At 68.1% G+C, this 25,378-nt stretch carries 16 protein-coding genes; 7 read left to right on the forward strand and 9 right to left on the reverse strand.

Annotated features, from left to right (window positions below; translation table 11 throughout):
- Positions 1-55: 55 nt before the first annotated feature.
- The 4 genes from RIC11_RS14565 to RIC11_RS14580 all read right to left on the reverse strand — a co-directional run bounded on the left by RIC11_RS14565 (position 56) and on the right by RIC11_RS14580 (position 5,636).
- The gene (locus RIC11_RS14565; protein ID WP_350212544.1) at positions 56-2,539 is read right to left on the reverse strand and encodes an alpha-L-fucosidase; all 2,484 of its coding nucleotides are present in this window, start codon (positions 2,537-2,539) and stop codon (positions 56-58) included.
- Between the two features lie 71 nt (positions 2,540-2,610).
- Positions 2,611-3,627, reverse strand: coding sequence for a DUF1559 family PulG-like putative transporter (locus RIC11_RS14570; protein ID WP_350212546.1), 1,017 nt, complete (start codon positions 3,625-3,627; stop codon positions 2,611-2,613).
- Positions 3,628-3,768: 141 nt separating this feature from the next.
- A complete protein-coding gene (locus RIC11_RS14575) occupies positions 3,769-4,827 on the reverse strand; it encodes a helix-turn-helix transcriptional regulator (protein ID WP_350212548.1) in 1,059 nt (352 codons plus the stop codon).
- Positions 4,828-4,892: 65 nt separating this feature from the next.
- Entirely contained in the window at positions 4,893-5,636 is a 744-nt protein-coding gene (locus RIC11_RS14580; RefSeq protein WP_350212550.1) for a GntR family transcriptional regulator, read from the reverse strand.
- Between the two features lie 544 nt (positions 5,637-6,180).
- Here RIC11_RS14580 and RIC11_RS14585 point away from each other — a divergent pair.
- From RIC11_RS14585 to RIC11_RS14615, 7 genes are all read left to right on the forward strand, one after another.
- A complete protein-coding gene (locus RIC11_RS14585) occupies positions 6,181-7,269 on the forward strand; it encodes a sialidase family protein (protein ID WP_350212551.1) in 1,089 nt (362 codons plus the stop codon).
- Positions 7,266-8,822: a sodium:solute symporter family protein gene (locus RIC11_RS14590; RefSeq protein ID WP_350212553.1), complete on the forward strand. Its 1,557-nt coding sequence runs from the start codon at positions 7,266-7,268 to the stop codon at positions 8,820-8,822. The genes RIC11_RS14585 and RIC11_RS14590 overlap by 4 nt, the downstream gene beginning before the upstream one ends.
- Before the next feature lie 10 nt (positions 8,823-8,832).
- Positions 8,833-9,783, forward strand: a complete 951-nt coding sequence (locus RIC11_RS14595; RefSeq protein WP_350212555.1) for a dihydrodipicolinate synthase family protein — start codon at positions 8,833-8,835, stop codon at positions 9,781-9,783.
- 30 nt (positions 9,784-9,813) lie between these two features.
- Positions 9,814-10,854: a DUF1559 family PulG-like putative transporter gene (locus RIC11_RS14600; RefSeq protein WP_350212557.1), complete on the forward strand. Its 1,041-nt coding sequence runs from the start codon at positions 9,814-9,816 to the stop codon at positions 10,852-10,854.
- A 75-nt stretch (positions 10,855-10,929) separates the two neighbouring features.
- Positions 10,930-11,964, forward strand: a complete 1,035-nt coding sequence (locus RIC11_RS14605; protein WP_350212559.1) for a substrate-binding domain-containing protein — start codon at positions 10,930-10,932, stop codon at positions 11,962-11,964.
- 71 nt (positions 11,965-12,035) lie between these two features.
- Complete coding sequence (locus tag RIC11_RS14610; protein ID WP_350212561.1) at positions 12,036-14,159, forward strand: alpha/beta hydrolase family protein; 2,124 nt, start codon at positions 12,036-12,038, stop codon at positions 14,157-14,159.
- Positions 14,160-14,193: 34 nt separating this feature from the next.
- Entirely contained in the window at positions 14,194-16,917 is a 2,724-nt protein-coding gene (locus RIC11_RS14615; protein WP_350212563.1) for a family 78 glycoside hydrolase catalytic domain, read from the forward strand.
- Between the two features lie 17 nt (positions 16,918-16,934).
- Here RIC11_RS14615 and RIC11_RS14620 read toward each other — a convergent pair whose 3' ends face one another.
- From RIC11_RS14620 to RIC11_RS14640, 5 genes are all read right to left on the reverse strand, one after another.
- The gene (locus tag RIC11_RS14620; RefSeq protein WP_350212565.1) at positions 16,935-20,186 is read right to left on the reverse strand and encodes a family 78 glycoside hydrolase catalytic domain; all 3,252 of its coding nucleotides are present in this window, start codon (positions 20,184-20,186) and stop codon (positions 16,935-16,937) included.
- A 158-nt stretch (positions 20,187-20,344) separates the two neighbouring features.
- On the reverse strand, positions 20,345-22,132 hold the full coding sequence (locus tag RIC11_RS14625) for a sodium:solute symporter family protein (RefSeq protein WP_350212567.1): 1,788 nt from the start codon (positions 22,130-22,132) through the stop codon (positions 20,345-20,347).
- Entirely contained in the window at positions 22,102-22,968 is an 867-nt protein-coding gene (locus RIC11_RS14630; RefSeq protein WP_350212569.1) for a DUF6807 family protein, read from the reverse strand. Before RIC11_RS14630 ends, RIC11_RS14625 begins: the two co-directional genes overlap by 31 nt.
- A gap of 95 nt (positions 22,969-23,063) precedes the next feature.
- Complete coding sequence (locus RIC11_RS14635) at positions 23,064-24,344, reverse strand: Gfo/Idh/MocA family protein (protein WP_350212571.1); 1,281 nt, start codon at positions 24,342-24,344, stop codon at positions 23,064-23,066.
- A gap of 2 nt (positions 24,345-24,346) precedes the next feature.
- Positions 24,347-25,237, reverse strand: a complete 891-nt coding sequence (locus tag RIC11_RS14640; RefSeq protein ID WP_350212573.1) for an NAD(P)-dependent oxidoreductase — start codon at positions 25,235-25,237, stop codon at positions 24,347-24,349.
- Positions 25,238-25,378: the final 141 nt, after the last annotated feature.

Here is a 25,378-nt window from a genome sequence, read left to right on the forward strand (position 1 = left end):
CCGCGAATGCCACGAAACAGCGCACTCTGCGCTGCTTCGTTTGCGTCGATCCGCGCTACTCGCCGTCCGATCCTGACGCGCGCGGCGTCATCTCGAACGCGTGAGCGTACTCAGTCGGGGGCTCTTCCGGCAGCGAGACGGTGATCCCCTTCTCCGACTGCTCGAATTGCAGGTCGCCCTCGGCGCCGAGCAGCCGGACACGGCTGAACTCGCCCGCCGAGCGCGCGAGCGACTCGACGACCAGCTTACCGCTTTCCGGCCACGCCAAGGCGATCGCGTAGACCTTGTCGCCCCGTGTCGTGAAGCGGAGGTCGCGGCCGGTGAATTCGGGTCGCTCGGCGTCGGTGAACGAGCCGCCCTCCTCCTCGGTGGGCCCTTCGCCGAACCGCTTCCACGGCCGCGTGCCGTAAATCGCCGGGCCATTCATCTCGAGCCAGCGGCCGATGTCGCGGAGCATTTGCTGCTCTGGCTCGGGAATCGTCCCGTCGGCCTTCGGTCCGATGTTCAGCAACATCACGCCGTTCTTGCTGACCACATCGACCAGGTCGTCGATGATTTCGCCCACGGGCTTGTAGTCTTGTTTCTCGACATAGCCCCACGAGTTCCGCGACACCGACGTGCAGGTCTGCCAGAGGAACGGCTGGATTTCGGCGAACTTGCCGCGCTCCACGTCGAGCACGCCCGTGCCGCGGGGGAACGATCGCCCTTCCCACTCTTTGAAGTTGATCGCCCCCCCGTAGCCCGCCTCGGCGGCCCGGTTGTAGTAGTAGGCGGCAAAGCGCTGCAGGTAGGGCTGGAAGACCGGTTGGCAAACCCACCAGTCGAAGTACATCACCCGCGGCTCGAACTTGTCGACGATCTCGCACGAGCGGAGCAGCCAGTCGTCGAGGAACGCTTCGCTCGGCGGCTCGGACTGGTTCTCGCTAACGCGTTTGTCGTGCGCGGGTCCGTAGAGGGTCGCGTAGGTCGGGTCCTGCACGTCCGACTCGAACTGCCGCCCCGGGCCGAAGAACCACCAGTTCTCCGCCCGGTGGCTCGAGGCGCCGACCGTGATCTGTTCGGCGCGGCAAGCATCGGCCAGGTCGCCGAGCACGTCACGCTGGGGGCCCTTCTCCGATGCGTCCCATTCGGTCAGGCGGCTGTCGAACATCGGGAAGCCGTCGTGGTGCTCGGCCACGGGCACGACGTACCGCACGCCCGCCTGGCGGAACAGGTCGGCCCACTCCTTCGGGTCGAAGCGCTCCGCCTTGAATTGCGGGATGAAGTCCTTGTAGCCGAACTGGTCGTGCGGGCCGTAGGCCGCCAGGTGGTGCTCGTACTCCGGCGAGCCCTCGCGGTACATGTTCCGCGGGTACCACTCGCTGGCGAACGCCGGCACGCTGTACGCGCCCCAGTGGATAAACAGGCCGAACTTTGCGTCCGCGTACCAGTCCGGCGCTTCGAAGTTCTTGAGCGATTCCCAGTTCGGTTTGAACGGGCCGGCGTTGGCGACTCGGTCGATCTCCGCCAATCGCGCGGCGGTCTCTTCTTCGCTGAGATGCGGAACGAAATCTTGGCCGACGCCGGGCGCTTGCTCCGAGCCAACCCGCTTCAGGTAGTCCAGCTCCTTCTGCGTGACGCGGAGCACCGTGCCGTGCTTGTGGCCCTCTGGGAACTCGGCGCCCGCTTCGCGGAAGTTCGTGAAGTCGTCTGTGGCGAGCGCGCCGTACTCCTTGTCGCCGTAGCGGTCGAAGTAGACGAGCCACTCGTCGCCGACGCGGGCGACCGACGGGCCTTCGGTCTTGAACGGTGTGATGGGCTCAGAGATGTTCCGCCACGGCCCCGTGGGCGAATCCCCCTCGGCGACCCGGAGCGCGAGCACCGGCCTGGTGTTGTCCTTCAACACCAGCTTGTAAGCCGGACCGCCGTCGCGGCCCCAAGGAACGATCACCGCGTCGATGACGCTGAAACCCGGCTCGCAGAACAGCTCGGCGGGCGTAAACGACTCGAAGTCACGCGTCGCCGTGTAGTACATCCGGTGGTTGTTGTCGCGCCGCTCCTCGCCGTCGGGGTACCGGCCCGGGATCGTCGACGCCCAAGCGATCAGGAAGCGGTCGCGCGGCTCGTCGTAGAACAGCTCCGGCGCCCACACGTTGACGGTCGTCGGCTCGTGCTCCATCACCGGGAGGAAGCGCTGCGGCGACCAGTGGACGAGGTCCTCCGAGTGGGCGTACCCGAACCCCTGGTCTCCGCGCCAAGCGGTCGTCCACACCATGTGGAAGCGACCGTCGGGGCCCCGCGCGACCGACGGGTCACGCATCAGCTTCCCGCGGCCCGCCCACGGCTTCAGGAACACGCCCGGGATCCGCTCCCAGTGGCGGCCGTCGTCGCTCCAGAGCAGCTTGAGGCCCTTATCGGCCGGCTCTTGGAACGAGGTGAAGAGGTAGACCGAGCGGGCGGTTTGGTCGGCCTCGGGTGAAGCCGGCGCGACGTTAGGGAACGCCAGCGCCAGGCAGGCCAAGGCGCCCAGCGGCATGGCCTGGCTGACGCGGTGATGCATCGGACGGTGAGAGTTGATATTTCTCGGAACTGTCTTGGTCGAGGAATCGGACGCCGCAGGGACGCGCCGACCTACCAGGGATCGTTCGGGTTGTTGCTATCCCCGTCGTCCCGGTCGCCGAGATTCCGCCACACGTGCGGCTCGATATCGTACGCGTAACCCTGCACGGACCCGTCAACCAGCGCCACTTGGACGACGCCCGGGTGAGGCGAGCCGGCGGACTTGGTCCCCCAGCCTTTGGCCTCTCCGGCAAACGTTTCGCTGTCCGGGAACGGCTGCGCACTGAAGTTTCGGCAGGTGTCGATGTCGAAACCGTGGTACGCGCTGTTGTCGTCGCCCCGGTGCTCACCCGTTTCGTACAGAGAGACCGGCAAGTACTTCTCGCCGAGCATCGTGGTTTTGGACGTGCCGTCGGTGACCTGCGCTATCCGGGCGCCCCAGCGAGGCCCGACGATCCCGTTGGTCGACTCCTTATCGACGTTGGGGCTACAGACCGGAAAGGTGTTGTAGCAACCCGGCGACGGACCCGGAGTGTGCGGCACGCTGCCGCCGTTTGCGGCGTAGTCGGTCTTGGCGTAGAGCGTCTCGCCCGGGATCATCTCCACGTTGAAGAGCTGGTTGGTGTGGCCCGTCGGCACCGGGTAGGTCGCCACGCTCCGCCGGGAGGGGCAAATGACCGTCGCGATCGGATGGATGATCAGCTTGGTCAGCGCGCCGCGTTTGCCGATGAGGTCGTTCTTCGCGAATTCCGAGCCGATTTGCTGTGCGGCTGTCTCTTCCATGAAGGGCGAGATCGAGTAGATCCATCCACCGGGCTGCGACTGACCGGTGCCCCAATCGGGGTCGCCCGACCACTGGAAGCCCCATCCACCCGAGGGGAACTCCTTGTGCGTGCTCTCGTAGTTGAGATTCGCCAGGGCGAGCTGCTTGAGGTTGTTCTTGCACTGGTTGCGGCGGGCCGCCTCACGGGCCGCCTGCACGGCCGGCAACAGCAACGCGACGAGGATGCCGATAATTGCGATGACGACCAGCAACTCCACGAGCGTGAAGCCTGCCCGCTGCGGACGGCGTGCGGCGGTCGGAAACATAAGTTTGTGCTCCGTGTGGAAAAGCAGCGGTTGGCCGACGGACTGCCGGGCCTCTCGCCGAATGTTTAAGTTAGCATTTGTCGCGTCGATTGGCCCTCGTTTCGCGGGCCCGGATCCGGACAGTCTCGGTCGTGTGCCGCGTCATTCTCGCTCGGCGCCGTGCCGGCGCACCGAGTCGCGGTACTCGCTCGGCGGCATCCCCTCGTGGCTCAAGAACGCCAGCCGGAGCCGCTCCCGACTGGGGAAACCCGACCGGTAAGCGACCGCTTTGATCGGCATGTCGGTGTTGGCCAACAGCCGCTTGGCGCGGCTGATGCGGCAGGCGGTGATCTCGTCGAGCACCGTGCGGCCCAGCGCGTCGGCGAAGCGGCGGTCGAGCGTGCGCCGCGTGACCGGCAGCTGACGCGCCACGTCGCTCACGTTGAGCGGCGGGCAGTGTTGGTGGTTCCAGATGATCTCGAGTGCCCGCTGGACGATCTCGTCTTCTACTTCGGATTCGTCGTTGCCCACGGGTTCCTCCGCCCGAATCGGGAGACGGGTCGCCTGACGGACCGATTCGTCGAGCACACGGAAAGCGAGCGGCGTGAGCGGTCCCCCGCCGGTCGGGCGCGACTCGACCGCGTCGATCAACAGGTCGAGCGCGTCGCGTAAGCGGCCCGGCCGGTCGGGCAACGCGACCGCGTTGTGCGGCGCGAGGCCCGCCTGCTTCAGCCGGGCGCCGACCAAGTCGCCTTGCAGAGCGACCCAGCGTTCGCTCCACCCGCCGCCGGCCAGCGGGCGGTAGCGGTGCCACTCGCCGGGAAAGAGGAACAGCAGCGCGTCGCCCAGCAGGGTCACGCGGCCGAGGGCCTCCGACTCGAACTCGCCGCTGGCGTTGCTCAGCAGAACGACCTGGTGCTCGGGGAGCGTGCGCCCGGCGCGCCACTCGTAGCTGTACAGCTTGGGCAGGTCGCGGCGTGGGTAGGCCTCACCCGGCTGCACGTCGACACGGCCGACACCGATCAGGCGCGGCGCCTTGAGCGGCGCGTCGGCCGGCTGCGGCAAGTAGCGGCACACGTGCGGCAACCGGCGACCGGCGACCCGGTCGAACCGGCGCAGCGTTCTCCGCGCCGTGGCCGAGGCCGCAGCCCCCTCGTGTGACGGCCCGGTGTCGAACGCGGGGGGCCGCGACAGCAGCGTTCCAGAACAAATGGCGGACATATTTCAGACGATGCAGTGACGAGTACCTCGCCGCGCCGGCTTGCACAGCGGGTCGGTGATCGGAATTAGCTCGCGAGGTCCTGACGGACCGAATCCGGCAAGTTCAGCGTGCCCAGGCTCACCGGCGGACGCCGCGTGGGGGCTTGGAGCGATTGCTTGCAGGAAGTGCGGATGTGCGCGACGACCTCGGCCTGCGCGGCCATCGCGTCGCGTCGCAGCAGAGCGTCGAGAATGGCCCGGTGGGCCTCCGCGGCGTTACGGATCCGCTCGACGGAGTGTTCGCCGCGGCGGGCGTTGAACATCGAGGAGATGCTGCGCGTGTTGTCGATGAGTTCCGTCAGCCGGCTGTTGCCCGCCGACGCGATGATCAGCATGTGGAACGCCAGGTCGGCCGAAAGGAACCGCCGCAAGGCCTCGCCCTCGAGGCGTGTTTCGCCGGAGGTTTCGGCGCGGTGCAGTTCGTTCTCGATCGTGCCGCAGAGGCCGCCAAGCTCCTCCAGCGCGGTGGGGGTGATCCGGTCGGCTGCCTTGCTGGCCGCCATCCCCTCGAGTGCTTCGCGGATCTCGAACAGCTCTTCCAGCTCCGCGGGGGTGATCTCGCGGACGATGGTGCCGTAGCGGGGCACTTGCTCGACGAGGCCGTCTTGCGAGAGCCGGCGGAGCGCTTCGCCGATCGGCGTGCGGCTGAGACCCAGCTCCTTGGCGAGCGAAGCCTCCGAAACGACCGCCCCGGGCGCAAGCTGCCCGGTCGTGATCCGCTCTCGGAGGCGGACGTAGGCCTCGCTGGTACGGCTGGGAGGCTTATGCATACGAAGTGTGCCGCCTGTCGCTCAGGCCCACTCGACTCTCAACCCCCACACAAGAGGGGGATAGGGAGGGTCCTACAGCGGACGGCCCGAATTGGATAAGGAACTGAAGAGCTTGTAGATTGCCACTGGAATTCCAATAGCGTTCCTTAACAGTGTCAGCCGCGACTTCGGCGCCGTCAACGATTCAAACCCGCTCTTCATTGCATTAAGAGTCCGTTAATTCGCAAACCGGGGCAGGGCGGGGATCGAGCGGATAGAGCCGACGTTTCGACCGGGCAAATGCGGCCGTCCGCAATCACAAACTCTTCGCCTTATGCGGCTGGCGCTCCCTGGGTTGGGCGAGCCGATCGCACCAGCCGACACGCGCCCCAACCGGCGCTGTCTTAAATACAGGCCCCCTGTTCCACGCTTCGAAGGCCCGATTCCGAATAAGCTGAAACGGCTTCATCACCGGCCGCGGGCGACCCAGAGACTCAAGCCGGGCCTTACCTCCGAGCCGCTAGGCGGCGCTGTATTGGCTCAAATGCTTCATCGACTGCGACTTATGCGCCCCGACCGAACCTCAGGGGCATCGCTGCTCTGCCTCGCTTGTTGCTTCGCTGCGGCTGCCAGCAGCCCGGCAGAGCAGGGAGCGATCGTGCTCCGGGAGTTCATCTACGACGACGCGCCGTTTCCCTCGTGCCACGCGTCGACGATCGAAGAAGCCGATGGCTCGTTGGTCGCGGCGTGGTTTGGCGGCACGCACGAGCGGCACCCCGATGTGGGGATCTGGGTGGCCCGGAAGACCGACGGGGAGTGGTCGAAGCCAGAACAGGTTGCGACCGGGGTCACAGACGATGAGCGATTCCCGACGTGGAATCCGGTGCTGTTCAAGCCGAGCGAGGGGCCGCTGCTGTTGTTCTACAAGGTGGGCCCGACACCGCGCGACTGGTGGGGCATGCTCACCGAATCGTCCGACGGAGGAAGGACGTGGAGCGAGCCTCGACGCCTACCCGACGGCGTGATCGGCCCGGTCAAGAACAAGCCCATCGAGCTGCCGGGCGGTGTGCTGATGAGCCCATCGAGCACCGAGGATCAGGGCTGGATGGTCCATTTTGAGCGGAGCCCCGATCTCGGGAAGACTTGGGAGGCGATGACGCCGGTCAACGATCCCGAACAGATCCGGGCGATCCAACCCAGCCTGCTCGTCCATCCCGACGGGAGGCTGCAGGCGGTCGGTCGCACACGGGCGAGCGGGGTGTTCCAGGTCTGGTCGGACGACGGCGGCCGCACGTGGGGGAAGATGGCGCTGACCGGCTTGCCGAACCCCAGCTCCGGGACCGACGCGGTCACGCTGGACGATGGCCGGCACGTGTTGGTCTACAACCACGACGCTGAGGACCGTAGCCCGCTGAACGTGGCGGTCTCCGACGATGGCGTCCACTGGCGCGCTGCGCTCGTGCTGGAAGACGACCCAGAGCACCCGGCCGGCTACTCTTACCCGGCGGTGATCCAGACCGACGACGGACTGGTTCACGTCACCTACACGTGGCGGCGCGAGCGGATCAAGCACGTGGTGCTCGACCCGGACCGCCTCGACGGCCCGCCGATCCGCGATGGCCAATGGCCCGACGGGGCAGGGGGGAGCGAATGAAGCTCCCCGTTGTCGACGCTGTCGTCATTGCCGTTTACCTGGCGGCGGTGGTGGGGCTGGGCTGTTGGTTCGTTCGCCGCAGCCGCACGACCCAAGGCTTCATGGTCGGCGGCGGGAGAATTCCCGGCTGGGCGGTCGGGATCTCCATCTTCGGGACCTACCTGTCGAGCAACACCTTCCTGTTCGTGCCCGGAAAGGCTTACTCGGAAAACTGGAACGCTTTCGCGTTCAGCCTCTCGCTGCCGATCGCCGCATGGATCGCGACCACCTGGTTTGTGCCGCTGCACCGGCGCGGTGGCTCGATCTCGGCGTACGACCACCTGGAGCGGCGCTTCGGGGGTTGGGCGCGCACGTACGGCGTCGTTTGTTATCTGCTGACGCAGCTGGCCCGGGTCGGCGCGGTGCTGTTCGGCGTGTCGCTCGTGCTCGCCACGCTAACCGGCTGGCCGCAGGTGGCGGTGATCGTCGTCGCCGGAGTGGCTGTGACTCTCTACACGGTTCTGGGCGGCATCGAAGCGGTCATCTGGACCGACGTCGTGCAGGCGGTCGTGCTTTCGGTCGGCGCGCTGACGTTGCTCGCTCTGTTGCTGTCCGGGATGCCGGAGGGCCCCGGCCAGACCGTCCGGATCGCGGCGGCCGAAGACAAGTTCTCGCTGGGTAGTTTTGCGCTCGACTTCACCCGATCGACGTTCTGGGTGCCGTTGCTGTACGGGTTGTTTGAGAACCTGAAGAACTTCGGCATCGACCAGAGCTACGTCCAGCGGTACCACGCGGCGCCGACCGAGGAGCTGGCGCGGCGCAGCGTGTGGATCGGCGCGATGCTCTACCTCCCAACGTCGGCGGTGTTCTTCGCCATCGGCACGGCCGCCTACGCGTATTACCAGACGCACCCCGAGTTCCTGCAACAGGTCAGCCAAGAGGTGGCCCAGCGGCTGACAGCCGCCGGCGAAGCGGTGACCGCCGCCGAGGTCACCACGGCGCAGGTCGGCGACAGTGTGTTGCCCCATTTCATCGTCCACGGGCTGCCGGCCGGCGCGACCGGGCTGCTGGTGGCGGCGATCTTCGCGGCCGCGATGAGCAGCATCGACACCTCGCTCAACAGCGCGGCGACCGTCGCGCTGATCGACATCTACCGCCGCCGGTTGCGGCCCGACTGCGGCGAGCGGGAGTCGATGATCGTCCTCTACACCGCCACGGCGGCGATGGGCGCCGCGGGCGTGGCGGTCGCGCTGGCGCTGATCGGTGTCCGGAGCGGGCTGGACGCGTGGTGGACGCTCTCGGGCGTGTTCGCCGGCGGGCTGCTCGGGCTGTTCCTGCTCGGCGCGATCGCCCGCGGAGTGCGTCGGCCGGCCGCCGTCTGCGCGGTGATCGTTGGCGTGCTGGTGGTCGGCTGGATGTCGCTTCCCGACTTGCTCTACGGGCCGGCGGGCCTGCCCGAGTGGCTCGTCAACCCGCTGCACGCCCACATGACGATCGTCGTAGGCACGCTGACGGTGTTCCTCGTCGGCGTAGGCGTGTCGCGGCTAGGCATGACTCGAAGACTGTCACAATAGGAGCCACGTCGTGGCGAACAATCGGCTGGATAGCCCCCTGAGAGGGATCGTGCCGCCGCTGGTCACGCCGTTGACCAGCGACGAAGAACTCGACCGCGAGGCCCTAGTGCGGCTTGTCCAGCACGTTCTTAGCGGCGGGGTGAACGGCTTGTTCGTGCTAGGCACGACCGGCGAAGGCCCGTCGCTTCCGTATCGCGTCCGCGCCGCGATGATCGAGGCGACCTGCGAGGTCGCGAGCGGCCGCGCCCCGGTGCTCGTCGGCGTGACCGACACGTCGCTGGCCGAGGCGATCGACATGGCGGAGGTGGCCGCCGACGGGGGGGCCGACGCCGTGGTCTTCGCCCCGCCGTGCTACTTCCCGATCGACCAAGCCGACTTGGTGATCGCCGCGCGGCGGCTGGCGCAAGAGTCGCCGCTGCCGGTGATGCTCTACAACATGCCGGCCTTGACCAAGGCCGTTTTCGAGCCGGAAACGGTGCGGGAGCTGCTCGACGAGCCGAAGGTGATCGGACTGAAGGACAGCTCGGGCGACCTCGCTTACTTCGAGCGGGTGCAGAGCGTGATCCACTTGCGGAGCGACTGGACCCTGATGGCCGGGCCCGAGCACCTGCTCGCCGAGACCGTCGCCCTCGGCGGCGATGGCGGCGTTTGCGGCGGCGCCAACCTGTACCCCGGCTTGTTCGTCGCCCTGTACGAGGCGTGTGTCGCCGACAGGACCGACGAAGTCCGTCGGCTGAAACAATTAGTCGAGCGGCTGAGCAAGCTCTACACGCTCGGCCGCAACCCTGCGCTGGCGGTCATCCAAGGCGTTAAGGCCGGACTGGCCCAGCGGGGCATTTGCTCGTCGCGGCTTTGCTCCCCGTTCTCGGCGCTGTGCAACGGCGAGTCGAGGGCCGTCCGAGAACTGCTCGCCGACATCGACGCCTCGCTCACAGCCGATCCCGCCGAGGTCTCTTGCTGAACCTTTTCTCTTGAGCGCCGCGAGCGTTCGATGCCTCCTCAAGCAACGATCCATAGCCAGCGGCCTGGGGCGGCGACCGCCGCGTTCACGCTGGTTGAGTTGCTGGTCGTGATCGCGATCGTGGGCGTCTTGATCGGGCTGCTCTTGCCCGCCGTGCAATCGGCGCGGGAGTCCGCCCGCCGCACCGAGTGCAAGAACCACCTGAAGCAAATCGCGCTGGCGGCGATGGCCCACGAGTCGGACCACGGGCACTACCCGACCGGGGGGTGGGGCTATCGCTGGGTGGGCGACGCGTCGAGCGGCTACGGTCCCGGACAGCCCGGCAGCTGGGCCTACAACCTCTTGGGCTACACCGACAACGCCCCGCTACGCGACCTCGGCGCCGGGGTGCTCGACGGGTTGGTCGCGAAGACCTTGCCCAACGAGCAGCAACGCGCCGAGGTCCAGCGGCTCGTGACCACGCCCGTCGCGCTCTTCATGTGCCCGACCAAGCGCGGCGTGCGGGCGTATCCGCTTGTGGATCGCACCGGCGCCTTCCCGGCGCTGGCCTACAACACGATGGACTGCCTCACCGGCGAGTGCTTCGTCGCCCGAGGAGACTACCGCAGCAACGCGGGAAACAAGGGCAATAACGAGGTCACCGGCCCCGCGCCGGGCGGCGTAGATCATTTCTTGTCGACCCAGCCGGACAACGTGCTCTTCAACGGCGTCATCCACCGTCGCAGCAAGGTGCGCGTGGCGGAGGTCACCGACGGCGCGTCGAAGACCGCCCTCGTCGGCGAGAAACTGCAGAATCCCGCCGACTACGAGACCGGTATTGATTCGTCCGACGATCAATCGCTGTATACTGGCCACGACCAAGACAACTCGGCTGTCACCGGCTCCGTCCACATCCCGATGCCGCCGCTGCGCGACGGATCGGCGCCCAGCGGCGCTTCTCGCTACCGATTTGGCTCAGCGCATCCGGTAGGATGCCAGATGGCCTTGTGCGATGGCTCGGTGCACACATACGCGTATACAATCGATCCCCAGGTCTTCTCGTTGCTAGGCGGCCGGGCCGACGGCGGATAACGGGCGCCGACAGACGCCCGTCGCGGCGTCGCTTCGGCCGCTTTCGCAAACTCCTCTCCACGGCGGTCAACACAAATGTTGAAGAGCAAATCGTTCTGGGCCATCGCGGCCGTCGCGGTCGTCGCGGCGATCGCCTACCGCGGTTTCGCAGCCCCCCAGGAAGCCGAAGGCCCAGCGCCTAAACGGGTGGCCTTCATCACGGGCGGTCCGGGCGACTACTGGGAGGCCGCCATCGCGGGCGCCCAAGCGGCCGCCTTGGACAAGGGCATCGAGTTGGACGTCCGCAGCCCGACCGACGCCGAGAACATCGAGCAGCAAATGCAATTGCTGTCGGTGGCCGGGTCTTCACAGGTCGACGGCGTAGCGATCAGCCCGATCGACGCCGACCGCCAGACGAAGCTCATTACCCAGGTGGCCGGCCTGAAGCCCCTCGTGACGTTCGACGCCGACGCCTCGGAGTCGGCGCGCCACGGATACGTAGGAACCAGCAACTTCAGCGCGGGCTTGGTCGCCGGGACGTTGGTCAAGAAGGCGATTCCCGAGGGCAAGATCGCGGTTCTGCTGGCCAACAAGACGAAGGAAAACGTCGTCGACCGACTCGCCGGATTGAAGGCGCGTATCGCCGAATCGCCGGTTCCAGAGGAGTCGGCGACCGATCCGCGGTTCGAGATCATTGGCGTTTACGCCGACGACGGCGACAACGACCGGTGCCGCGAGTTGATCCGCGACGTGCTCGACGAGCACCCTGACCTCGCCTGTCTGGTCACCCTGAACGCCCGCCAGGGCCCCGTTGCGACAGAAGCGCTGGAATCGGCGGGGAAGATCGAGCAGGTCAAGCACATCGCTTTCGACACGCCGCCCGAAACGCTCGACGCGGTCGAGCAAGGGAAGGTCTTTGCGGCGATAGCCCAAGACCCTTACAGCTATGGCTACGAGGCGATCGGCATGATCGACGCCCTCTGCCGTGGCGACGAGCAGTCGCTGCCGGTAACCGGCCGCGCGGCGGTCCACATCAGCGTCGAGCCGATTACGAAGGAAAATCTCGCCGACTACCGCGAACGGCTCGCCAGCCGCAAGCCGCCACTCAAACAGCAGACGGCGGCCAAGTGATGCTCCGACGCGTGCTCCCGGCGGGCCGCGGCCTACCGGTAGTGGCTCTTGGGTGTCTGGCGATAACGGCTGTGTTGCTGGTGTCTGGCGCCGGCGCAGCCGATCCGCGCCTCGACGGCCTTGTTAACCTGCGAGAAGACCGCTTCGCGTTCGATCCGCCGCCGTCGGCCGAAGCTTGGGCCACTAGACGGGAGGGCGTGCGTCGCCAAGTGGCGGTTGCGGCCGGCCTCTGGCCCGCGCCGGCGCGGCCCTCGCCACGGGCGAGGGTCCACCGCCTCGTTGAGCGAGAGGGTTACACCGTCGAGGCGGTCTCTTTCGAGAGCCTGCCGGGGCTGCGCGTCACCGGCAGCCTCTACCGGCCCACCGCACCGAGCGACGCGCCCCGACCCGCGGTCTTGTCCCCCCACGGCCACTGGGGCGGGGGGCGGTTTCACCGCTGGGACGACGACGACCTTCGCGAGCAGCTCGAGATCGGCGCGGAGAGCTTCGACCCGGCAGGTCGCTACCCGCTGCAGGCCCGGTGCGTGCAACTCGCACGGATGGGGTGCGTCGTGTTCCTCTACGACATGCTCGGCTACGGCGACAGCCGTCAGCTCGACCTGGTCGCTATCCACGCGCCAAGCGACGAAACGATCCTCGACGCGGCCGACCGATGGGGCTTCTACAGCGTGCAGGCCGAGCTTCGATTGCAGGGGCCGCTCGGGGTCCAGACCTACAACTCCCAATGTGCCTACGACTGGCTCGCGACGCTCAACGGCGTGGATCCCGACCGGATCGCCGTGACCGGCGGCAGCAGCGGCGCCACGCAGACGTTGATGCTCTGCGCGGTCGACGAGCGGCCCGCGGCGGCGTTCCCCGTCGTGATGGTTTCGACGGCAATGCAGGGCGGGTGCGGTTGCGAGAACGCCTGCTGCCTGCGGATCGGCACATCGAACGTGGAGTTCGCCGCGCTGTTCGCTCCCAAGCCGCTCGGCATGGCGTCGGCCGACGACTGGACCCGCGGCTTCGCCGAGGACGGCTGGCCCGAATTGCAACGGCTCTACCGCACGCTCGGCTCGCCGGACAACGTAACGCACGCGTCGCTTACTCGATTCCCGCACAACTACAACCAAGCGAGCCGAGCGGCGATGTACGCTTGGTTCAACGAGCACCTCGACCTAGGCCACGCCGCGCCGGTCAAAGAGACTCCCTTCCGGCCGCTCGACGTGAGTGAGGCGTCGATCTTCGACACAGCGTCGCGCGGCGAGCCGGTCGATCGCGCGTTCGAGGTCGAGTTGATGCAAACGATCGATGAGCGCTCGCAGGCCCAGATGCGGCGCCTAGCGCCGACCGACGCCGAGAGCCTCCAGCGATACCGCGGAGCCGTCGGCGGCGCCATCGAGGCCCTGCTCGGTGGAGCAGCCGGCTCGGCCGGCGCCGGCGCGCTGATCGCCAGCGGCGCGCCGGCGCCAAACGCCAGAGAAGCGCGCCGAGTGGTCGTCCGGAACAGCGAGGCGGGCGTCGATCTGCCGGCCGTTGCGTTCGTTCCCGAGCGAGCCACGGCGGTCGCCGTGATCGCATCGGACAGGGGGAAACGGGCGGTCGCTGGCGAGGGCGGCGCCCCGACGCCGCTGGCCGAGATGCTTCTGGAACGAAGCGTCGCGGTGATCGGCGTCGACCTGTTCGCCCAAGGCGACCTGGCGCCCAGCGACGGTCCGCTAGAGAAGGCGCCGGTTGTGCCCGGCCAACGGCCCGTCCCGTCGCTCACCTACGGCTACAACCGCACGCCGGTCGCCCACCGGGCGGGCGACCTACTGGCCGCTGTCTCGGCCGCACAGGGCATGGCGCCCGGCGTCGAGAGGGTCGGCGTGATCGCTCTCAACGGTTCGACGCCGTACGCGGCGCCCGCGCTGGCCGTCGCCGGCGACCGGGTCGACGCCGCGCTGGTCGACACGGGCGGCTTCCGTTGGGACTCGCTGACCGATTGGCGGGACCCGCGGTTTCTCCCAGGCGCCGTGAAGTACGGCGACCTGCCCGGATTGCTCGCCTTATCGGCGCCGCGCGCTACGATCGTGTGTGGCGAATCGACCGACCGCCTCGCCCTCGTGAGGCAGGCTTTTCAAGCGGCCGGCGCCACGCTGCGGCTAGTCGTCGCCGACGGCGGCGCGGCCGACCGCTCGGTGATCGAGCGATTCATCGCGGTGCTCGCCGAGTAGCTCGCGCTCCTTCTTTTCCTGTTGCACGACAACCATGCTGAATCGAATCGCTGTGCGTAGTTTCGCGTGCCTGCTGCTAGCCGTCAGCGTCGCGCCGGCCGCCGACACGCTCGATATTGAGGGCCTCCGCTGCGAGTACTCGGTCGATCCCCTCGGCATCGACTCAGCCCGTCCGCGCCTGTCGTGGCGGATCGAGAGCGACCGCCGCGGCGCGAAGCAGTCCGCGTACCAGATCGTCGCCGCGACCTCGCCCGACCGGCTCGACGACCCCGACCTGTGGGACAGCGGCAAGACCGACAGCGACCAAACGTTGCTCGTCCCATATGCGGGCGACGACCTCGAGTCGTCCCAGCAAGTCTTTTGGCGTGTCCGCTCGTGGGACGAGCGCGGCGAGCCAAGCGACTGGAGCGAGCCGGCCCGGTTCACGATGGGTCTGTTGGACGAGGACGATTGGTCCGCCGAATGGATCGTGGCGCCGTGGCAAACCGAGTCCGTGTTGCTCCGAAAGAGCTTTGAGGTCCGCGACGGACTCCAGCGCGCTGTCGTTCACGTGTGCGGCCTGGGACACTTCGAGATGCGCCTGAACGGCCGCAAGTCAGGCGACGAGCTGCTCGCGCCCGGCTGGACGAAGTACAACCGCACGTGCCTCTACCAGACGCACGACGTGACGGACCTCCTCCGCAACGGGGACAACGCGATCGGCCTTGTGCTCGGCGACGGCATGTACCACACCGAGCGCCGCAACCGGTTCAGCAAGTTCCAGGGCACTTTCGGTCCGCAACGCGCGATCGTGCAGGTCGAGCTGTTCTACGACGACGGCTCGCGCGAGCGCGTCGTCAGCGACCCGACGTGGCGGTGCGACCCGGGCCCGATCACCTACAACGACGTGTTCGGCGGCGAGGACTACGACGCCCGCCTGCTGCCCGAAGGCTGGGACACGCCCGGTTTCGACGACTCCGACTGGCCGCACGCGGTCGAGCTCGTGCGTCCCAAGGGTGAGCTACGCGGCCACACGGCCTCGGCGCCGGCGATCGCCGCGATCGAGTCGATGCCCGCCCGCGAGGTCAGCAGCTCGAGCGACTCGCGAAGCGTGCTCGACTTCGGCCAGAACGCGTCGTTCATGCCGCGGATCACGGTGACCGGCCCGGCCGGTTCGACGGTCCGCCTCACCCACGCGGAAGTGCTCGACGGGGAGGGCCGCATCGACCGCAGCACGTGCGGCGGCAACCGCGGCCCCGCTTACTGGCAGTACACCAAGGCGACCGACGGCGAGGAGACCTGGTTCCCCCGCTTCTTCTACGCCGGCTGCCGTTACCTGCAGGCCGACCTCTTTCCGGCCGAGCCCGACGGCGAGCTGCCCACGCTCGAGCACGTCGACGGCGTGGTCGTGCACACCACGGCCGAGCCAGCCGGTGAGTTCGCCTGCTCGAACGACCTGCTCAACCGCATCCGCACGCTCGTCCGCTGGGCGCAGCGGTCGAATCTTGTGTCGGTGCTGACCGACTGCCCGCACCGCGAGAAGCTTGGCTGGCTCGAGCAGTACCACCTCAATGGCCCCGGCGTTCGCTACGAGTTCGACGCGCACCGGCTGTTCATCAAGGGCATGCGTGACATGGCCGACTCGCAGCTCGACTCGGGCGCGAAGGAGGGCCTCGTGCCGAACATCGCCCCGGAGTACGTGGAGTTCCCCGGCACGTTCCGCGCGGCGGCCGAGTGGGGCGCGGCGGTCGTGCTCGTGCCTTGGCAGCACTACCAGACGACCGGCGACACGGAGCTGTTCGACGAGTACTACCCGGTCATGGAGCGGTACTTGGCGTACCTCACGTCGATCGCCGAGGACGGCATCGTCGACGAGGGCCTCGGCGACTGGTACGACCTGGGCCCCGCCGATCGCCCCGGCCACGCGCAGCTCACCCCGCCCCCGGTGACCGCGACCGCGTTCTACTACTTGTGTGCGCAGCGGATGGCGCAGATCGCCGCGCTGCTCGACAATCCGGACGACGCGGCCAAGTACCGCCAACTCGCCCACAGCATCCGCGACGCATGGCGCCGCGAGTACCGCAACGACGACGGCACGTACGCGACCGGCTCGCAATGCTCCAACGCGATCGCCCTGGTGATGGGCCTGGCCGAGGACCGCGACCGACCGGCCGCGCTCGCCGCCCTGGTCGACGACGTGCGGTCACGGGGCGACGCGATGACCGCCGGCGACGTCGGCTTCCGCTACCTGCTCCAGGCGCTCGCCGAGGGGGGTCACTCGGACGTGGTCTACGACATGATCAACCAGACCGAGCGCCCGGGCTACGGCTACCAGCTCGAGCGCGGTGCGACGAGCCTCACCGAGGCGTGGGATGCCAACCACAACGCTTCGCACAACCACTTCATGCTCGGCCACATCACCGAGTGGTTCTACAAAGACCTCGTCGGAATTGCGCCCGACCCGGCCCATCCCGGCTACAAGCACATCCTCATCCGGCCCACCCCCGTGGGCGACCTGGAGTGGGCCGAGGCGACCCACCACACAGTCCGAGGCCAGATCCGCGTGCGCTGGCAACGCGAGGGCGAAGGGCTGCGGCTCGACGTGTCGGTCCCGGCCAATACGACGGCGACGGTTCACCTGCCTGTGGAGGAGGGGCAGGAGGTTACGGAGTCGGGCGAGCAGGTCGACGAGGCCGAAGGCGTGGCTGCGGAAGGACGCCAGAACGGTCGGGCTGTTTTGCAGATCGAGTCCGGTGAGTACGAATTCGCTGTCGAGTGAGGCCGGATGACGGGCCATTACTCCTCGACCGCGAACTCAAATCGCCCGCTCACCGCTTCCAGCACCACTCGCCCGTCGCGTACGCCCGTTACCGTGACGCCCTCGATTTCGTCAAGCGCATCGCCATCCACGGTCACCTTCTCCGCATCGTCCGTCGGTAGGTGGACCTCCGCGGTCGAACCCGGCGGGACGAGCACGCGCCAGCGGAAGCGGCCGTTCTCTTTCCGCCAGTCGCTCTCGATCCGCCCATGCGGGGAGACAAGGCTCGCCCGGGCCCAGGGGAGGCTGTCGACCGGTTGGGGTCGCATGACGATCCGCTCAAAGCCCGGCGCGGCCGGGTCGGCGGCGATGCCGGCCAGGTCCTCGTAGAGCCACGTGACGAGGTCGCCCACCAGCATCACGTGGTTGCCCGAGTTCATCGCGGGGTCGGCCGTGTCGCCGTTCCACAGCTCCCAGATTGTGGTGGCCCCTTGATCGGCCATGTAGCCCCAGCTCGGGTACTCGCTGCGCGACGCGATGGCGTACGCCAGGTCGGGCCGGCCAATGTCCGTCAGCGTGCGGCAGAGGAACTGCCCGCCGACCAGGCCGGTGGCGATCGCGCCGCCGTCGCGCTGGGCGACGTGCCGGGCGAGCGTTGTGGCCAGCTCGTTTCGCTCGCCGCTGGGCGGCAAGCCGAAAGCGAGCGGGAGGACCGATGAGGTTTGCGTGCCGTTGTCGTACTGACCGGCCTCGGCGTCGTAGTACACGCGGTTGACCGCGTCGCGGAGGTCGGCGGCCATCTGGCCCCACCGCCGCGCGTCTTCGGTGCGGCCCAGCAGCTTGGCGTGCTCCTCGAGCAGCGTCAGGTCGTAGTAGAAGAACGCGGAGGCGAGGAGCGTCGTGTCGGTGATGCGCGCGGGGTCCTCGGTGTGGATCAGGTGGGGCGCCTCGGGGGGGACGCACCAGTCGCCGTACGAGTCGCGCGCGATCAGGCCGTCGTCGCGGAGGTAGCCGGCCATGTGCTCGACCCATTTTGCGTTGCAGTCGTACTGCTCGCGGATCGGCCGCAGGTCGCCGTACTGCTCGTAGAGGATGCCCGGCGCGAGGATCGACGTGCTCGGCCAGACCACGTTGTCCGAGAACCGCGGCCAGTGGATCGGCGCGATGTCCGGCAGGCTGCCGTTGGGCTTCTGCGAGTCGCGGACATCGGCGAGCCACTTCTCGTAGAACGCGGCCACGTTGAACGCGTAGCTCTCGCTGCGGGCGGTCTCCAGCCGGTCGCCGAGCCAGCCCTGCCGCTCGTCGCGCTGCGGGCAGTCGAGCGGCACGGTGCGGTAGTTGCCGCGGAAGCCCCAGCGTGCGTTCTGGTAGACGCGATTGATGACGTCATTGCCGCACTCGAAGCGGCCGACCGGCTCGAGGTCGTCGTGCACGACCAGCGCCTCGAGCGAGTCGGGCGTCGGCTCGCCCGGGTAGCCGGTCAGCTCCGCGTAGCGGAAGCCGTGCAGCGTGAACCGCGGGGTCCAGGTCTCTTGGCCGCCGCCCTTGAGCGTGTAGCGGTCCGTGTTTTTCGCGCCGCGCAGGTTCTCGAGGTAGAGCTCGCCGTCGTCGGTTAGCCGCTCCGCGTGGCGCAAGCGCACTGTCGTCCCGGCCGGGCCGCTCACCTTCAGGCGGCACACGCCGACCAGGTTCTGGCCGAATTCGAAGACGAACACGCCGGGCCGCGGCTCGTCGATCGAGACTGGCTCGATCGTCTGCGTGACGCGCATAGGAGCGATCGGCTCCGCCTGGAGCCGCTCGGTCGGCGAGTCGAGCTCGTCCGGCTCGCGCCAGTCGCTCTCGTCGTACCCGACGGCTCGCCAGTCGCCCAGCTCACGGCGGGCGTCGTATTCCTCGCCGTCGTACTCGTTGTTGGCGACGATCGGCCCCTGGTCGGTCACGCGCCAATCGCGGTCGCTGGTGACGACCGTCGTCGATCCGTCTGGGTGCGTGACCGTCAGCCGCAGCAGCAGCATAGGCGGGCCGTAGCTCGGCATGCCCGCGTAGACCTCGCTCCGAGGCGAGTAGAAGCGCCCATTGCCGAGCAGGCACGCCAGCACGTTGCGGCCCTGGCGGAGTTGGTCGGTCACGTCGCGTGTGAGGTAGTACGCCCGCTCGGGGTACTGCGACATAGCGGGCGAGAGGACGTGGTCGCCGACCGGCGCGCCGTTGGCGAACAGGTCCGACGCGCCGAGCCCGCACCACGACACGATCGCCCGCTCGACCGGCTTGTCGAGAGTAAACTCTCGCCGCAGGTTGCGTGCGGCGAGTGTGCGGTCTTCGGCGTAGCGGACAGGGCCCCACGGCTCGCAGTTGACCTCGCCGAGAACGCGGGCGGCCTGCCAACCCGAGTCGTCGAAGTCGGGCGCCTCCCAGCCGGGGTGTTCTTCGGCGGCGGCGAGCCAATCGCCGTCACTGACCATCGTTTGATGCTCTCCATCAGCGTGATCGACTCGCATCCACGCGATCACGCCGGCCGGGTTCGGCTCGTCGCCGCGGTTCTCGCCGCGTACGGCCAGCACATTGCGGCCGGGGCGAAGGAGGTTCGTGACGTCGAGTTCCTTGGTGGAGTTAGGCCCGCTCCGCGTACCGAGGCGGCGACCGTTGAGGAAGATCTCGACGTGGTCGTCACCCGTGATCCTCAGCACGGCGCCCTGGACCGGCGTGTCGCTCAAGTTGAACCCCCGTCGGAAATACCGGCGGCCAATCGGCGCGGCGAAGGGTGCATCGTCGTCCTTGGGATGCCAGATCCACGACGCCTGGCTCAGATGGGACGTGCGGTCCGGCACGTCGATACCGATCCACTCGGCGTCCCACTGGGCGTCGTCAAGCACGCCGGTCAGCCATTCGGCTGGCTCGCTCCACTCGGACGGTTCGCCTCGGTGGTCCCACACTCGGACCTTCCACCAGTGGTGCTCGTGCGACTCCAGGTCGCGCCCCCTGTAGGGCACGAGGACACTTCGGTCCGACTCCACCTTGCCGCTGTCCCACGCATCGGCCTCCCCGGCCTGCAAGCGGCCCGGGCTCGTAGCGACAAGCACCTGATAGGCCGTCTGCCGGTCGCCCCGCACATCGGAACTCAGCCGCCACGTGAGGCGCGGCGCCGGTGTATCGATACCGTGCGGATCGCGGAGGTGCTCGCACAGCGTCTGTTCGACGTCCAGCGCGAACGCCGAGGCCGCCGTCGCCAGGATCGCCGCTGCGAGAGCCGATCGGCGGGCGAATAAAGTGAGGAATTGGGGGTAGCTCATGGGATTCGGTTTCCCCGGATACGGGGGCTTCGTGTTCTTGAACTGCTTGAAACAGGGATGACTCGGGTCGCACGGATGGCTCCGATTCGTGCGATCCGCATAATCCGAGGGCGGCTCGTGGGCTTCATACAGATGGCGATTGAGAAGCAGACGGCACGCTAGCCGACGATCCAAACGAAGCCGGCCACCATCACAGCGACCATCGCCCAGCCGGCGGCGAAACCCGCCGCCGACGTGCCCGACGGCATCGGCACCTCAAAGCCGCCCGCCTGCAAAAGCATACGCCGCGGCGGCGCAGAGACCCCTTCGGGCATCCGGCACGGGCCGGGCACGACCTCGCCCTCACGGACAGGCGTGCGGGTCAGATCGTAGAAGCGGTCGAGCCGTTCGGCCGGGGTCGGCTTGGTGACGAGGCTCACAAGGACACACGCGGCCACGCCCGCTGTCAAGTAAGCGACGATGATCCACGCGTCGTCGGCGATTGGCGGTCCGCCGGCTGGCCTCTGGACGATGGCGGCGTCTCGCAGCCAGGCGAACTGCCACAGCCAGCTCGCAAAGCCCTCCCGTGTTGTCAGCCACCAGGCGCCCACCGCTGCGAGCGTGCCGGCCCACGCACCGGCCGGCGTCGCCTTGCGCCAGAAGAGACCGATCCAGAAGGCGATGCCGACGAGCGGCGCGACCTTGAACCAGATGTCGAGCGCCTCGACCACGCTGGGCACCCAGAACGCGAACCATACGCCCACCGCCACGATCGCGGCCGACGCCAGGCGACCCACGCCGATGTAGTGGCCGTCCGGGCGGCCGGGCAGGGCGGGGCGGTAGAGATTCTCGGTAAACAGGGCCGACGCGCTGATCATGATCGCGTCGCACGAGCTCATGATCGACGCGAGCAAACAAGCCAAGAACACGCCCAGCAAGCCCGGCAGGATGTCTGGCAAGAACGCGCGGGCCACGTTCCCGTAAAGGTGGTCAGGCTCGACCGTCGACAGGTCCACGCCGCGCCCCAAGAGCCACGCCACCGCTGCGAGCGACGTGATCGCCCAAGCCATCGTGCACACGCGCTTCACGAGGTTGCCGACCATGAAGCCGACGCGGCCGTCCATCTCGGTCTTCCCGGCCCCGCACACGCCCATGATGAAAGGCTGCGCGACGATCCCGACAAGCGCCTGGATCGAGTACATCACGACGAAGAAAACGTTGATCTTCTGCGGCGCGAGGAGCGAGAGCATCTGTGGGTTGTAGTCGCCGACGACGCGCCGGACGCCCTCTATGCCGCCGGTGGCATGGAGCACAAAGGGCAACAGCAAGAACGAAAAGGCGACCGTCATCAGCCCCTGCACGAAGTCGGTCACCACAGCGGCGCCGAGCCCGCCCGCCATGCCGTACGCGAGGAACAGGCCCGTCACGACGAGGATCGCCAGGTTGGCGTCGACCACGCCGCCGGTGCACGAGTCGACCATCGCGCCGGCGCCCTTGAGCAGCAGGCCGATCTTCACGGCGAGGCCGGCCACCCCGACGATCGCGAACAGCACGCCGACCGAGCGGTCGTAACGCAGCTCGTACACGTCGGCCGTGGTGACCGCTCGGAGCCTGCGGAAGATCGGCGCTAGCAGCCAGTAGAAGGGCGTCGCCGGGAGCCAGACCCACTGCCACCAGATGGCCGACAGGCCGTTGGTGAGCGTCTTCGACGCGACCGTTACCGCCTGGTCGCTCGACGTGCCCGTGCCGAACGCGAAGGTAATCATCATCGCCTTGCCGAAGCGGCGCGGCATGAAGAAGTCGCCCGACGAGGTGACCCGCCGCGCCGTCCATGCGCCCAGCACCGTCACACCGATCAGGTAGATCGGCAGGATCGCCCAGTCGATCGCGTGCATGCCCGACATAGGCCGGCGGGCCTCCGTGGCCAGGTTGTCGGTCAGGGACAGTCTTCGGCGTACGCGCGCCACGCCGACTCCAGGCGTTCGTCCGTCAGCCGCTCGCCGCCGTGCGCCAGCACCGCGTACCGTAACCGCAAGCTCTCGCCCGGCTTGACGGTGGTTCTCAGCGACTCGCCTGCGTCGAACGCGGCGAGCGAGAACGGGTTGGCGCAGATGAAGCCGTAATCGCGGGCGTGCATCCGGCTGGGACGGAAGTTCCCAGGATGGCAGAAGATCGCGAGGCCCGCCGGCTCGCCGTGTAACTCGCCGCGGTAGTCGACCCAATCGGCCGGCTTGCCCCAGACCTCGGCAGAGCCCCGTCGGCCGCCGTCGGCGACAATCTGACCGGCGCCAGGCGGCGCCGGGTCGGGGCCGCCCTCTTCCACACGCAGCGGCGTGGCCACGCGCACGCCCAGGCCCATCTCCTCTTGGTCGCCGAAAGCGAACGCGCTGTCGCCAAAGAACGTGACATCGTAGGTGACCAGCACTCCCTCGGGCGCGAGTCGCACGGTGTGCCGCGCGACGCTGCGGCAGATCGTCTCGCCGGTGCTATCGGAGTAGCGATTCTCCACGGCCCAAACGACCGAGCCCGCCTCGGCGCCGACGGTCGGCTCTTGGATAAAGCGGACGTGCTCGACCGACGCCTCGAGCCGCCAGTTGTCGGCGCCGCTCAGGTCGCCGAAGGCGAGCCAAACGCCCGGGTGGTAGTCGGGGTGGTCCATCCGGTCCTCGCCTGCGACCGGCGGGTGGTTCCGGGTCACCTGCACGCCGGCGGGGGTGCGGAGGCTCGCGAAGTAGGGCCGCGGGATCGCCTCGTCGGCAAACGCGTACTCGACGACGGGCTGCCCTTCGAGCGATACAAGCACAGCGCCCTCGCTCCGATCGACCGACCAATCACCGGCACAGGCCGTCGCGGCGAACGGGAGCAACCCGCAGGCGAGCCAGGCTACTAGGACAACCTTCATGCCGACTCCGGGATCGCCCAGTGCCCGCCCTCGCGGTACGACCGAGACAGGTAAGCCGCCGCGGCGTCGGCGTCGATGACGCGCTCGTTCACGGGGTCGAAAGAGAACGACTGGCCCGAGCGGATCGCGGCGTTCGCCAAGTGAATCGGCCCTACGCTGCGGTGGGCCTCGATAAGCGGCGCGTTCAGCTCGGCCTCGCCACGCACGGCGGCGAGGAAGTTGTCGAGGTGGGCGAAGCCCTTCTCGCGGCCGAACCGCTTTTCTTCGATCGGCTCATTGCGCGGACCCACGATCCGCAGTTTGCCCCGCTTCGACAGGAACATCTGCCCTTCGGTCCCGTAAAACTCGGCGCCCGAGTCGCAGTTCATCGGGTAATTGGTCGACCAGAGGCGCATCTCGAACAAGAGTTGCTTCGCCGGCTTGCCTTCGGCGCCCGCGTATTCGAACGCGCAGGTCGCCGTGTCGGGGCACTGCTGGTCGTCGTCGTAGTAGAGCTTGCCACCGGTTGCGTTGACCCGCGTTGGCAACGCGTCGACGCCGAGGCCCCACCGCGCGTAGTCGATCTCGTGGGCGCCGTCGTTGCCGATGTCGCCGGTGCCAAAGTTCCACCACCAATGCCAGTCGGAGTGGAAGCGGTTCTCTTGGTAGGGGAGCCACTCGGCGGGACCGACCCACGTGTCGTAGTCCACGCCCTCGGGCGGCCCGGTCGGGCTCGCATGGCCGATCGAGCCGCGGTGCTGGATGTTCCACGCCTTGGCGACCAAGACCTCGCCGATCACGCCCTCTCGCAGCCGGGCGATCGCGTCCCGGATCGCGGGGCGCGAGCGGCTCTGCGTCCCGTGCTGTGCGACCACGCCCGCCCGATCGACGGCCTGCATGAGCAGTTGCGTCTCGCGGAAGTTGTGGCTGACCGGCTTCTCCACGTACACGTGCTTGCCCGCTTGGCACGCGAGGATCGCCGCGGGCGCGTGCCAGTGGTCCGGCGTGGCGATGGCGACCGCGTCGATGTCCGGGTCGTCGAGCAGGCGGCGGAGGTCCGTGTGCGCGTCGGACGAGCCGACGCCGGCCGCCTTGGCCCCGGCCGCGAGGCGCGCCGAGTCGGGGTCGCAAACGGCGACGGCCCGGTCGTAGTAAGCGCGGCCGCGGCTGCCGCAGCCGATCAGGCCGAGCCGCACACGCTCAGACGGAGCGTCCGCACGTGCGCGGGAGGCGGCCGCGAGCGACAGAGCCATCGCGCCGGAGCCGATCAGAAACGTCCGTCGAGTGGTATCGATCATGCTCAATTGTCTTTATTCGATTCGGCGATCACACGCAGGATCGCGCTGTTGTCGAGGTCGCCGTAGCCGAGCTGTTCGCCGCGCTCCAGCAGCCCGAGGTGGGTCGACGTCAGCGGGAGCTCTAGGCCGTGTGAGCGAGCCTGCTGGAGGATGATCCGCACGTCCTTGCCGTGCTGCGCCAGCCGCGCCTGGGTGGACCAGTCGCCGGCGACCATCTTCGCGCCCTTGGTGTCCATCACCCCGGAGTAGGCGTTGCATTGTCGGAGCACGTCGAGCGTCTGAGTCAGCTCGAGGCCGAGGCGCCCGGCCAGCGCGAGGCCCTCGGCGAGGGCCGCGCGATTGAGGCCCAGGATCAGGTTGTTGACCAGCTTGAACTTGGCCGCGGCGCCCCACGGGCCCACGTGATGCGCCGAGGCGGCCAGCGCATCAACGACCGGGCGGGCGCGTCGGAGGTCCTCGGCCGAGCCGCCCACGAAGGCGACCGCTTCGCCGCGTCGCGTTTGCTCGCTCGACGCGGCGATCGGGCACTCGAGGTATCCGACTCCGGACCGCGCCAGCCACGCGCCGATCTGCGGCGCGTCGTCCGGGCCGGCTGTCGTGGCGTCGATCACTAGGCGGCCGCCGCGGAATGCGGGCGCCATCCGCTCAAGCGTCTCGCGCACCACGTCGGCCGTGTACACACAGACGACGACCGTCTCGCAGTCGGAGAAGGGGTTATCCGACCATTGTGCTCCACGCTCGAGCAACGGCGCCGCCTTCTCCCTTGTGCGATTCCAACAACGCACAGCGAAGCCGCTATCGAGCAGCCGGTCCGCCAGGGCTGAGCCTAGCAGGCCCAGACCAATGACGCCGATCGGCGGCTGACTCTCTGCGCTAGTTTCGGGGGCGGGCAAGCGTGGTCGCGATTAGATTAGAGAAGCGGGGCGTGCGCGTGGCGCTGCATTCTCGCCGCAGACAGCGAGGTTCGACACCGCGGTGTCGCAAAAGGAGGCTTGTCGGCAGGCCTATTGCCCATCCGCTCGCTCCCGTGACGA

This window comes from Botrimarina sp. (genome assembly GCF_040219535.1).
Classification (GTDB): Bacteria; Planctomycetota; Planctomycetia; order Pirellulales; family Lacipirellulaceae; genus Botrimarina.